Source organism: Delftia sp. SD018 (genome assembly GCF_017355445.1).
GTDB classification, from domain to species: Bacteria; Pseudomonadota; Gammaproteobacteria; order Burkholderiales; family Burkholderiaceae_C; genus Comamonas; species Comamonas acidovorans.
On record NZ_JADDRN010000005.1, the window covers coordinates 193473 to 204697 of the forward strand.

The window sequence follows — 11225 nt, forward strand, 5'->3', positions numbered from 1 at the left end:
CGGGAGCCCATGATGCAACGCATGCCCCCCTGGACTGCCATCGCCCTGGCCGCCTCGCTGCTGGCCGGTGGCGCCCACGCCTTCGGCGACAAGCCGGTCCGGCTCATCGTGCCGGCGCCGCCCGGCGGCACCATCGATGTGTTCGCGCGCATCATCAGCGACCAGCTGGCGCAGGAGATACGCCAGCCCGTCATCGTCGAGAACCGGCCCGGCGCCGGTGGCGCCATCGCCGTCAAGCACATGCTGTCCCAGTCGGCCGACGGCAGCACGCTGCTGGTGACGGTGACCAACATCCTCACCGAGGTGCCCCATGTGCTCAAGGTCGGCTTCGACCCCATGAAGGACGTGCGGCCCGTGGCGCAGATGGCGCGCTCGGTGATGCTGTTCATCGCCTCGCCGCAGTTTCCCGCGCGCGACGGGGCCGAGGCCATCGCCTACGTGAAGGCCCACCCGGGCACGCTGTCGTTCGCCTCGTACAGCCAGGGCACGGCCTCGCAGTACGCGGGCGCCATCCTCAACAGAAGGGCCCACCTGGACATGGAGCATGTGGCCTTCCCGGGCTCGGCGCCCGCGCTGGCCCAGGTCATGGGCAACCAGATCCCGCTCATGTTCGACGGATCGGTCACCTCCAAGCCGCTGATCGCGGGCGGCAAGGTCAGGCTGCTGGCCGTGGCCTACAAGAGCCGGCTGCCCGACTACCCGCAGGTGCCCACGCTGGCCGAGCTGGGCTATCCCGAGGTGGATTTCAGCAACTGGAGCGGCGTGTTCGCCTCGGCGCAGACGCCGCGCCCGCTGCTGGAGAAGATCCACGGCGCGCTGGCCCGGGTCAACGCCCGCAAGGCCGTGCGCGAACGCTATGTGGGCACGGGCTTCGAACCCGTCGAAGGCGATCGCTCGCTGGAGCAGATGTCCACCGACCTGCGCGCCGAGTTCGAGCGCAATGCCGAGATCGTCCGGAACTTCGACATCCGGCTCAACTGATGCAGGGCGCCTCACGCAGGCGCTACACAAGGAGACTCCATGGCAAAGGCCATACGCTTTCATACCACCGGCGGCCCCGAGGTGCTCAGGCTGGAGCATGCCGAGGCCGGCGCGCCCGGACCCGGCCAGGCGCGCGTGCGCCACAGCTTCATCGCCGTCAACTTCATCGACATCTATTTCCGCACGGGCCGCTATCCGCTGGCCCTGCCCAACGGCCTGGGCTCGGACGCCGTGGGCGTGGTCGAGGCCGTGGGGGAGGGCGTGACCGAAGTGCGGCCCGGCGACCGCGTGGGCTACCTCATGGGCCCGCAGGGCGCCTACAGCGATGTGCGCGTAATGCCGGCCGAGGTGCTGATCCCGCTGCCCGACGGCATCAGCGACCGCACGGCGGCCACGCTGATGATGAAGGGCATGACGGCGCAGTACCTGTTCCGCCAGGTCCATCCGCTGCAGGGTGGGGAAACCATCCTCTACCACGCGGCGGCCGGCGGCGTGGGGCTGATCGCCTGCCAATGGGCGCGTGCCCTGGGCGTGACCATGATCGGCACGGTGAGCACCGACGAGAAGGCCGCCGCCGCGCGCGCCAACGGCTGCGCCCACGTCATCGTGACCTCGCGCGAGAACACCGTCGCTCGCGTGATGGAGATCACGGGCGGCAAGGGCGTGCCCGTGGTCTATGACTCGGTGGGCAAGGACACGCTCATGGATTCGCTGGACTGCCTGCAGCCGCGCGGCCGGCTGATCAGCAACGGCACCTCGTCGGGCTCGGTGGTGGTGGACTCCCAGCTGCTGGCCTCCAAGGGATCGATCTGGATGACGCGGCCCGCGATGGTGCACTACATCCAGCCGCGCGCCCACATGCTGGAGATGGCGCGCGAGCTGTTCGACCATGTGCTGGCCGGGCGCATCGCCAGCGAGCCCCAGCAAAGCTTTGCGCTGGCCGATGCGGCCCAGGCGCACCAGGCGCTGGAGTCGCGCCGCACCACGGGCGCGACGGTGCTGATTCCCTGAAATGGACCTGCCATGCAGACCCCTGCGCTCCATGCCATCGGCACCGTGGCCGCAGGCCGCAGGCCCGTCACCTGCGGCCTTATCCGCAGTGCCAGCCTGCATGGCTATGCCGACCTGGTGAAAAGCCTGGGCCATGATCCCGCCGTCCTTGTGCGCGCGGCGGGACTGTCGGCGCGCCTGCTCGACGACCCGGAAACGCTGATTCCCATCCATGCCGTGCGCGAGCTGCTGGAGGTGGCCGCGCGCACCACGGGAACGCAGGATTTCGCGCTGCGCCTGGCGGCGCGGCGCAGCCTGTCCCACCTGGGCCCCATCAGCCTTGTGCTGCAGCAAGAGCCCACGCCGCGCCAGGCGCTGGACACCCTGTGCCGCTACCTCAAGCTGCTGAGTGCGGGCATGTTCGTACGCATCGAGGACGCGGGCTCCGGGGTGCTGGTGCGCCAGGACCTGGTGCCCATCGCGGGCATGGCCATGCGCCAGTCCATGGAGCTGGCGGTGGGCGTGATGTTTCGCGTGCTGCGCGAGCTGATCGGCGCCCAGTGGCGCCCGCAGCAGGTCAGCTTCGTACACCGCGCACCGGCCGATGCATCGGCACACCGTGCCTTCTTCGGCGTGACCCCTTTGTTTGACCAGCCTTTCAACGGCATGGTCTGCCGCCTGGCGGATCTGCAACTGCTGCGCGAATGCGGTCAGGGGCAGGGCTCGGGCGTTGCGCGCTTTGCGCGAAGCCATCTGGAGCAGGCGCTGCGCAGCCGGGGCGAAGGCATGCAGGCGGCCTGCAGGGAGCTGATCATTGCACTGCTGCCGGGCGGCCGCTGTACGGCCCAGCAGGTGGCACGCCAGCTGGGAATGGACCGCCGCACGCTGCACCGCCGCCTGCTTGCGGAGGGGCAGACTTTCTCGGCGCTGCTCGACACCATCCGCAGGGAACTGGTACTGCGCCATCTGCAAGACGGTGGCCAGCCCCTGGGCGAGGTGGCGGGCCTGCTGGGGTTTGCCGCGCCCAGCGGCTTTTGCCACTGGTTCCGGGCCGCTTTCGGCGCCAGCGTCTCGGACTGGCGCAGGCGGGGGCAGGGACGGGTTGGCGAGGCCTAGTGCGTCAGGCGGTCTTGCGCAGAAATCCCTGGTTGCCGCCGTTGCGGTTGGGCGCGAAGCCGTTGGCCGCCAATGTCTCTTCGGCGGTGTCGTAGAACACGCCAATCTTGCTGATGGCGCGCGCCTGTTGCGCCGTGGCGATGGGGCGGCCGAACTCGCGCGCGATGCGTACCAGTTGCTCGATCTGGGAGACGGTGCTGGCCTTGGCGCTGCGCGACTGGTTCCACAGGCAGTCCTCGGTGCCGCAGCGCACATGCAGGCCCATGGCGATGCCCATCATGTTCACGGGCAGCACGTTGCGCACATTGCTTTCCACGGTGAGCACGGCGCCGTCGGGCACGGCGCGCACGAAGTTGGCCAGACTGTAGATGCTGGGCGCGTCCATGCCGCCGCCAATCGCCACCCAGTTCATCACCAGCGGGCCCTTGTAGATGCCGCGGCGCATGAGCCGCTCCACGGACTCGAAGCTGTTGATGTTGTAGCACTGGAAGGCGCTCTGGATGCCGGCGGCCGACAGGCGCCGGATGTGCTCCTCGGCCCAGCCGGGCTGGGCGGGCACGGTCATCTCCTTGTAGGCGTCGAAGATGGCGGGCTTCTCGCGCGAAGTGCCCCTGAAGTCCGCGTCCTCGGCCTGCTCCGTCACGTTCATCTGCGAGGTATTGACGGTCACCGTGACCTGGTCGGGCACGGGCTCCAGCTCGGCCAGCATGTGGCGCGTGTCATCGGACAGCCACTTGGCTGCCGCGCCTTCGGTCTCCGGCGCGAAGCTGATGGAGCCGCCCACCTGGATGATCATCTCGGGCACACGCGCACGCACGCCGGCGATCAGCGTGTTGAATTGGGACAGGCGCTTGCTGCCTTTGCCATCCAGCTCGCGCACATGCAGGTGCAGCACGGTGGCGCCGGCGTTGTAGCAGTCCACGGCCTTCTGGATCTGCTCGTCCATGGTCACGGGAATGTCTTCGGGGAAATCGCCGGGCAGCCAGCCCGGCGCATAGGGGGCCGCCGTGATGATCAGGGGCTGCTGGTTTTCGGGGAACAGGTGGCCGTCGAGAAAATTCATGGGACGCTCCGGTGGGTGGGGATGAGGGGAGGAAAGAGTCTGTGCAGGGCCTCAGCGCGGGATGTCGCCGACGATGCCCGCGCGCTCCATGCGGCGGGGCGCCGGGTAGTAGTCGTTGAGTGCGTAGTGCTGGGTGCTGCGGTTGTCCCAGACGGCCACGTCGCCTGGCTTCCAAGACCAGCGCACCTGGTATTCGGGAATCGTGGCGCGGCTGATCAGGTAGTTCATCAGCAGCGCGGCGCCGGGCGCCTTGTCTATGCCGTGGCGCACGTTCTCGGGCGTGCTGTAGTTGACGAAGTGGGTGCTGAAGCCCGCGCCCACGAACAGCAGCTTCTCGCCGGTCTCGGGGTGGGTGCGCACCACGGGATGCTCCACGGGCGGGTGCTCGCTGGCCAGCCGCGCGCGTGCCTCGGGCGCCATCACGGCGCCGAAGGTGTGCTCTATGCCGGCCTTGGCGCGCAGGCCGTCGATGCTGCGCTTGATGCTCTCGGGCAGCTCCTCGTAGGCCTTGACCATGTTGACCCAGATGGTGTCGCCGCCGATCGGCGGGCACTCTATGCAGCGCAGCACCGCGCCCATGGCCGGGTTGGGGCGCCACAGGCCATCGCAGTGCCAGGTGTTTTCGTAGCTGTGCGGATCGTCGCTGCGGTAGATGCGCACCAGGCCAGGGTGCTCGGGATCGCTGCCTGCCACGGGATGGTCCTCCAGTGGGCCGAAGCGGCTGGCAAAGGCCACATGTTGGGCACGCGTGATGTCCTGGTCCCGGAAGAACAGCACGCGATGGGTCAGCAGCGCGGCGCGGATGTCCGCGAACAGTGCGGCGTCGCGTGCGGCATCGCCGAGATGGATGCCGGAGATTTCGGCGCCGATGGCGGGGGTGATCTGTCGGATCTGCATGGTCGGTGTTTCCCTGGAAGTCAGTTCGCGGTGATCTGGTATTTCTTCACGATGCCGGCGTTGCGCTCGGACATCTGGCGTGTCTCGCGCTGCAGCGCGGCAGTGTCGTTGAGCACCTCGGGCTCCAGCCCCACGTCGGAGAGTTTTTGCTGCACGGCCGGCGCGCTGGCCGCTTTCCCGATGGCGGCGCGCAGGCGTTCCATGGTTTCGGGCGGCAGGCGGGCCGGCGCGATCAGGCCCACCCAGCCGCGAAACTGCAGCTCGGGGTAGCCGAGTTCGGCGGTGGTCGGCACCTGGGGCAGGTGGCGCGAACGCCGGGGGCCGGAGAACGCGTAGGCACGCAGCTTGCCGGCCCTGATCAGGGGCACCGAGGTCAGCATGCCGTCGAACATCACGTCCACCTGGCCGCCCAGCAGGGCCTGCACGGCCGGGGGCGAGCCCGCGTAGCCCACGTGCTGCAGGTCCAGGCCGGCCTTGTCGCTGAGGATCAGGCCGGCGTAGTGCGACACGGTGCCGGGGCTGTAGCTGGCAAAGCTGGTCTGGCCTTTGCGTGCCTTGAGCTGCGCGAGCAGCTCCTGCAAGTCCTGGGCGGGCTGGCTGGCCGCGGCCACCAGCACCACGCCCGAGCGGGCCAGCGAGGCCAGGGGCACCAGGTCCTTGAGCGGATCGAAGGGCATCTTGATCACATGGGGGATCTCGGCCAGCAGATTGCTTGCACCCACCAGCAGCGTCTGCCCATCGGCGGGCGCCTGCAGCAGGGTCTGCATGCCCAGCAGGCCGCCTGCGCCCGGGCGGTTGTCTATCACCACGGCCTGGCCTGTTTCAGACGCGAGCTGCTGGCCCACGACGCGCGCCACGATGTCCATGGTGCCGCCCGGCGGTGCGGGCACGATGAGCCTGAGCGGCTGGCGGCTCCAGGCCGTACCGCCGATGGCGATGGTGATGGCGCAGCCCGCGAGCAGCGTGGCGATGGCGTGGGGCAGTCTCATGTCCGTGTCTCCTTGTTCCGTGTTCTGGCATCCAGTATCGAAAGCCCGCTTTCCCGGGACTTGCCATTGGGGGACAGGCATTTGCCTTGTTGGGACAAATCCATGGCAACCCTGACCAGGGCAACCCGCGCATGTCGTGAATTGCAAAGCCGTTGGCATGAACTGCCAAGAAGCGGCGCGATGGCTTTCCTAGAGTCGATTCGTGGCGCAGGACCGCGCCAGCCCCACGACGAACAGGAGACCTCCATGCCCCGACTTCACCCCCATCCCTGCGGCCTGCACGCGCTGGGCCTGCTGTGTCTGGCAGGCGCGGCCGCCGCCCAGGCGCCCACCTCGGTCACGCTGTTCGGCGTGATGGACGCCGGCGTCAGCCGCTACAGCGTGCGCAGCGAATCCTGGGACGCGGGCCCCGCGCGCTCGGCGCGGCACAGCACCTGGGCACTGTCGCCCTCGGGCAACCTGGCCAGCCGCATCGGCATACGCGCCAGCGAGGACCTGGGCGGCGGCCTCATGGCCGGCCTGTGGCTGGAGGCGCCGGTGGCCAATGACACGGGCGGCGGCGCGCTCAACTTCGGGCGGCGCGCCACCATCAGCCTGTCCGGGCGCCTGGGCGAGCTGCGCATGGGGCGCGACCACACGCCTTCGTTTCTGAACGACTGGGCCTTCGACCCCTTCACCGTCAACGGCGTGGGCACCAACCTGATCGCCGTGGTCAACAGCAACCTGGCCATCGCCCGCGCGCTGGCCACGGGCGGCCTGCTGGGCGGCGGGCTGTCGGCGGGCACGGACACCTATCTGCGCGCAGGCAACTCCATCGGTTATTTCCTGCCGCCGGGCCTGGGCGGCGTCTACGGGCAGGCCATGTACGCCTTCCCCGAGAACAGCTCCAAGCGGGGGCGCTACGCGGGTGCCCGCATCGGCTGGGCCATGGGGGCGGCCGATGTGGCGCTGGGCTATGGCGAGAACACCCTGGGCACCTCGGGCGCCGGCGCGGAAAAGATCCGCTCGCTGAACCTGGGCGGCTCCTATGACTTCGGCCCGGTCAAGCTGTTTGGCGAATGGTCCGGCGTGCGCAACGAGCGGCGCGACGCCGGCACGCTGGCCGCGATCAACGACCGCTACCTGGGCGTGCTGGCCGGCGTGAACATCCCCGTGGGCCAGGGGGCGCTGCGCGCCTCCTATGCACGTGTGCAGTTCAGGAATGGCCAGGGCCTGGCCGACGGCGATTCCTCGGTGAACAAGCTCGCCCTGGGCTATGTGCACCCGCTGTCCAAACGCACGGCGCTGTACGCCACGGTGTCGCGCATCAGCGTGGGCAACGGGCGCAACAACCCGGGCGTGATGGGCGTGACGCCGCTGGTGGTCAGCAACCCGGCCATCCTGCCCCAGCCCGGCTACCTGACCACGGGCGGCATGCAGCCGGCCGGCGCGCTCGGGCTGGACCTGGGCCTGCGGCTGATGTTCTGAACGGCTGGGCCCATAGTCCTGAACGGCCGTGCCAATAGCCGTGCCAATAGCCGTGGCGCCCGGGTGCCCATCTTCGCCTGCGCTAATCTGCGCGGCATGAATGGATCTTCTGCATGGACCCTGGGTTGGCGCACCCTGTGGCGCGACCTGCGCGCGGGCGAGTTGCGCCTGTTGATCGTCGCCGTGATGCTGGCCGTGGCCGCGCTCAGTTCGGTGGGCTTTTTTGCCGACCGGCTGCAGGCGGGGCTGCAGCGCGATGCGCGCCAGCTGCTGGGCGGCGACGTGGTCGTGGTCGGCGACAACCCCACGGCGCCGGCCTTTGCCGAGCGCGCACGCGCCGAAGGGCTGCAGGCCCTGGAGACATCCAGCTTCCCGACCATGGCGCGCGCCAGCGATGCGCAAGGCGGCATGAGCCGCCTGGTGGCGCTCAAGAGCGTGCCCGAAGGCTATCCGCTGCGCGGCAGCCTGCGCGTGGCCGATGCCCCCGGCGCGGCCGACCGGGCCACGCGCGAGATACCGGCGCGGGGCGAGGCCTGGGTCGATGCGCCGCTGCTGGAGTCGCTGGGCATAGGCGTGGGGGACATGCTGCTGCTGGGCGACGCCCAACTGCGCGTGGCGCGCATCATCTCCATCGAGCCCGACCGGGGCGCGGGCTTCATGAACTTTGCGCCGCGCGTGATGATCACCTCCGCCGACCTTGCCGCCACAGGCCTGGTGCAGCCGGCCAGCCGCATCACCTACCGCCTGGCCGTGGCCGGCGCGGGTGATGGCTCCGAGCCGGCCGTGCAGCGCTACCGCGTCTGGGCCGAGCAGCAGGCCAAGGCGCCCGGCGTGCATGGCGTGCGCGTGGAGTCGCTGGACAGCGGCCGCCCCGAGATGCGCCAGACGCTGGACCGCGCCGAGAAATTCCTGAGCCTGGTCGCCCTGCTGGCGGCGCTGCTGTCGGCCGTGGCCGTGGCCCTGGCTGCGCGCGGCTTTGCCAACAGCCACCTCGACGCCTCGGCCATGCTGCGCGTGCTGGGCCAGAGCCAGCGGCGCATTGCGGGCGCCTACACCGTGGAGTTCGTGCTGGTCGGCCTGGCCTCCAGCGCCGCTGGCGTGCTGCTGGGCTGGGCCATTCACCATGTCTTCGTGCTGCTGCTGGCCGGTCTGGTGGAAACCGCCTTGCCCGCACCGGGCCTGTGGCCTGCGGCCTTCGGCGTGGGCATGGGGCTGACCCTGCTGCTGGCCTTTGGCCTGCCGCCCGTGCTGCAACTGGCGCGCGTGCCGCCGCTGCGCGTCATGCGCCGCGACCTGGGCGCGCTCAAGCCAGCCTCGGTGGTGGTGCTGGCCGTGGGCGTGGCAGGCTTTGCGGCCTTGCTGCTGGCGGCCAGCCGCGACATCAAGCTGGGCCTGATCGCCGTGGGCGGCTTTGCCGTGGCCGTGCTGCTGTTCGCGGCCCTGGGCTGGTTGGCCGTGCAGGTGCTGCGCCGCCTGGTGCACGAGAGCACGGCGCCGCGCTGGCTGGTGCTGGCCACGCGCCAGATCGCCGCGCGCCCCGCCTATGCCGTGGTGCAGATCAGCAGCCTGGCCGTGGGGCTGCTGGCGCTCATGCTGCTGGTGCTGCTGCGCACCGACCTCATCGGCAGCTGGCGCCAGGCCACTCCGGCCAATGCGCCCAACCGCTTCGTCATCAACGTGCAGCCCGAGCAGGCCGACGGTTTCCGCGCGGCGCTGGACAAGGCTGGCGTCACCTCCTATGACTGGTTCCCCATGATCCGGGGGCGTCTGGTCACCGTCAACGGCAAGCCGGTCAGCCCCGACGACTTCAGCGAAGACCGCGCCAAGCGCCTGGTGGACCGGGAGTTCAACCTCTCCACCACGGCGCAGGCGCCCGCACACAACCTGATCACGGCGGGCACCTGGACGCCTGGCGCCAAGGGCGAGATCAGCGTGGAGGACGGCATTGCCGAGACCCTGGGCCTCAAGCTCGGCGACACGCTGGGCTTCGACGTGGGCGGCGTGCCCAGCGAGGCGCGCATCACCAGCCTGCGCAAGGTGGACTGGGGATCGATGCGGGCCAACTTCTTCGTGATCTATCCCGTGGACCACCTGGACGACGTGGCCGTCAGCTACCTGGCCGCCTACCGCGCGCCCGACGCGGCGGGCTTCGACAACGCCCTGGTGCGCGAGTTTCCCAACATCACCAACGTGGACCTGAGCACCACGCTGGCCCAGGTGCAGCGCGTGCTGGACCAGGTGATACGCGCGGTGGAATTCCTCTTCGGCTTCACCCTGGCCGCCGGCCTGGTCGTGCTCTTCGCCGCCGTCACCGCCACGCGCGAGGAGCGTGCGCGCGAGTACGCCATCATGCGCGCCGTCGGTGCCCAGGCCCGGCTGCTGGCGCAGGTGCAGCGCGCCGAGCTGGCGGGCGTGGGCCTGCTGGCGGGTTTCCTGGCCAGCTGCGCGGCCGGTGCCGTGGGCTGGGCCCTGGCGCGCTGGGTGTTCGAGTTCAACTGGACCGTACCCTGGTGGGCTCCGCTGGCGGGGGCCGTTGCCGGGGCCTTGCTGGCCTGGATGGCGGGGTGGTGGGCGTTGCGGGAGGTGTTGAGGAGGCCTGTGATGGATACGTTGAGGCAGGTGGCTGAGTAGGTCTTTGGGTTCTGTTTTTTGCCCCTGCCGGGTGGTTGTTTTTCGAGGCCGGGGTTCGGCCCGGCGGCCGACCTACTTTCTTGCCGCGCGGCAAGAAAGTAGGCAAAGAAGCGCGCCCCAAACTGCCCACGACCCTTCGCTTCGCTGCGGGCGACCTGCGTTGGGCGGGATGCGGGGTGTGCCGCAGAACTCGCTGCGCGCTGGCGCGCTTCGCTCAAACAACTGCGGCAAGTCAGATGACGAAGCAGCCCTGTCCTTCGGCAGGGCTGCCACCCCGCATCCCGCCCAACGCAGGCGTGGGCAGAAGGGGGGAGGCTGGGGAACAGCCAATAGCCAACAGCCGACTGCCGGAAATGCAAAACAGCCGATGCGCCATTGTTGCGCTCAGCTGTTTTTCGTGCGCTGAGGCTGATGCTTCAGGCCTCGGGCTTGGCGGTGTTGCGCAGGAGATAGATCTCGTCTTCCACGTAGGTGGCCAGCCGCTCGGCGCTGTGCTGGATGGTGCGCAAGGCGTTGGTCACCACGTCCGTATCGCGCAGGCCTTCGGGAGATAGCAGCCATGCCTGGGCGAGCTGGGAGATGGAGGAGATCTCGTTGCAGCCCATCTGGACCATTCGGTTCACCTCGGTGATGGAGAAGTTCAGCTGCGTGGCTCTGGCGCTGGTGGATCGTGTTTCCTGCTTCATGGCCTGGCCCTGCAGGTGACGGTAACCAGGATGGGACATATGGCGTGCATGGTTTCGCTCTCCTCTGTGAGATGGAAGCCACCCGCTCCACGTTTTGAAGCGCGAAGAAGGTGGACGGGATGTTCAAAACACGTACAGAGCCGTGCGGACGCCCTTGCGGGTAGCCCCATCCCGTCCGTAACCGCAGGGACGTGGGCAGGCACCCACGGTCCGATGATCCAGACGTGACAAGGCCTCGCTGACGGGGAGGCCGCACCGCTCTATAAAGGTGTTTTGAAGCACCAGCCCCTGAACAGGGGGCCGGTCGAAATGATAGAGGCTTTGGACGACGAGCGCGCCCAAAAAATGGCCGAGCGAAGCAAAGGCCCGCACCAACTTCCCGTATGTCAGCGCCTGCGGCGCGGC

General features: G+C 69.1%; 10 protein-coding genes. 5 read left to right on the forward strand and 5 right to left on the reverse strand.

The window, feature by feature from the left end; translation table 11 throughout:
• Window positions 1-12 precede the first annotated feature (12 nt).
• From INR38_RS08095 to INR38_RS08105, 3 genes are read left to right on the forward strand one after another with little or no spacing between them, the layout of a single operon-like run.
• Complete coding sequence (locus tag INR38_RS08095) at window positions 13-981, forward strand: tripartite tricarboxylate transporter substrate binding protein (RefSeq protein ID WP_207443147.1); 969 nt, start codon at window positions 13-15, stop codon at window positions 979-981.
• Between the two features lie 39 nt (window positions 982-1020).
• A complete protein-coding gene (locus INR38_RS08100) occupies window positions 1021-1992 on the forward strand; it encodes a quinone oxidoreductase (RefSeq protein ID WP_034368767.1) in 972 nt (323 codons plus the stop codon).
• 12 nt (window positions 1993-2004) lie between these two features.
• The gene (locus tag INR38_RS08105; RefSeq protein WP_207443146.1) at window positions 2005-3087 is read left to right on the forward strand and encodes an AraC family transcriptional regulator; all 1083 of its coding nucleotides are present in this window, start codon (window positions 2005-2007) and stop codon (window positions 3085-3087) included.
• Window positions 3088-3091: 4 nt separating this feature from the next.
• Here the strand turns inward: INR38_RS08105 and INR38_RS08110 are convergent, their stop codons facing one another.
• From INR38_RS08110 to INR38_RS08120, 3 genes are read right to left on the reverse strand one after another with little or no spacing between them, the layout of a single operon-like run.
• A complete protein-coding gene (locus INR38_RS08110; RefSeq protein ID WP_207443145.1) occupies window positions 3092-4150 on the reverse strand; it encodes a 3-keto-5-aminohexanoate cleavage protein in 1059 nt (352 codons plus the stop codon).
• 51 nt (window positions 4151-4201) lie between these two features.
• The gene (locus tag INR38_RS08115) at window positions 4202-5047 is read right to left on the reverse strand and encodes a TauD/TfdA family dioxygenase (protein ID WP_071954582.1); all 846 of its coding nucleotides are present in this window, start codon (window positions 5045-5047) and stop codon (window positions 4202-4204) included.
• A 20-nt stretch (window positions 5048-5067) separates the two neighbouring features.
• Window positions 5068-6036 (reverse strand): tripartite tricarboxylate transporter substrate binding protein, encoded by a 969-nt coding sequence (locus INR38_RS08120; RefSeq protein WP_207443144.1) that lies wholly within the window; start codon window positions 6034-6036, stop codon window positions 5068-5070.
• Window positions 6037-6282: 246 nt separating this feature from the next.
• On the opposite strand from INR38_RS08120, the gene INR38_RS08125 reads away from it, so the two are divergent.
• Window positions 6283-7503, forward strand: coding sequence for a porin (locus INR38_RS08125; RefSeq protein ID WP_207443143.1), 1221 nt, complete (start codon window positions 6283-6285; stop codon window positions 7501-7503).
• Window positions 7504-7599: 96 nt separating this feature from the next.
• Window positions 7600-10134, forward strand: coding sequence for an FtsX-like permease family protein (locus INR38_RS08130; RefSeq protein WP_207443142.1), 2535 nt, complete (start codon window positions 7600-7602; stop codon window positions 10132-10134).
• 416 nt (window positions 10135-10550) lie between these two features.
• Here the strand turns inward: INR38_RS08130 and INR38_RS08135 are convergent, their stop codons facing one another.
• Window positions 10551-10859: a hypothetical protein gene (locus tag INR38_RS08135; protein WP_242698998.1), complete on the reverse strand. Its 309-nt coding sequence runs from the start codon at window positions 10857-10859 to the stop codon at window positions 10551-10553.
• An 84-nt stretch (window positions 10860-10943) separates the two neighbouring features.
• A partial coding sequence (locus INR38_RS08140; RefSeq protein ID WP_207475795.1) for a hypothetical protein occupies window positions 10944-11225 on the reverse strand: 282 nt, incomplete at its 5' end.